The organism is Burkholderia sp. SR8 (assembly GCF_052851275.1).
Genome location: NZ_JAULUC010000082.1, coordinates 1 through 646, shown reverse-complemented (window position 1 = coordinate 646; position 646 = coordinate 1). Strand labels below are relative to the sequence as shown.

The following is a 646-nucleotide window of genomic DNA, read 5'->3' as shown; positions in this document are numbered from 1 at the left end:
CGGCTTCAGCTTCAGCGTCAGGATCTGCTTGCGCAATTCCTCATACACATACCGCCCGCCGTGCCGGCGGCCGCCCCCTTCGGTTTCAACGGCCTCTTTGCTCATCTCGCTACCCTTCCTGTAATCGGCCCGGTTCGCCGGGCGCGCTCTGGAGTTTAGCATCGCGTCCTCACGTGCCTGATGCGGGCGACGGCCCGAATCCGTCGCCCCACGTGTCGCTGAGCATGAACCCGGCGGCGAGCGGATCGTCGGGGTCGACGCCGAGCTGCTGGAATCCGAATACCCATGCGCGCCCCGTCACGCGCGGCAGCACGGCTGGCCGGCCGCCCACTTCGGTCGTGCCGAGCAGCTCGACGCGGAATTCGCCGCCGATCGTCGAGCGCGACGTGAGCACGTCGCCGGTCTGCACACGCCCGCGCGCGGCGAGCGTCGCGAGGTTGGCCGAGCTGCCGGTGCCGCACGGCGAGCGGTCGACGCGGCCGGGCGGCAGCGTCGTGCAGGTCTGGTAGACGCTATCGTCGACGCGATTGCGAAACATCACGTACGCGACCTCGTCGATCTCCGGGAACAGCGGATGCTGCACGGCCACCTGCCGGTTGACGATCTCCTTGAGCCGCACGCCGTGCGTCGCGAGTTGCCGCGCGTT

At 69.0% G+C, this 646-nt stretch carries 1 protein-coding gene; it reads right to left on the bottom strand.

The features are described from left to right. Positions 1 to 169: 169 nt before the first annotated feature. Positions 170 to 646 (bottom strand): proline racemase family protein (locus Q3A80_RS31910; protein ID WP_446332752.1); only part of this gene is annotated, 477 nt, incomplete at its 5' end.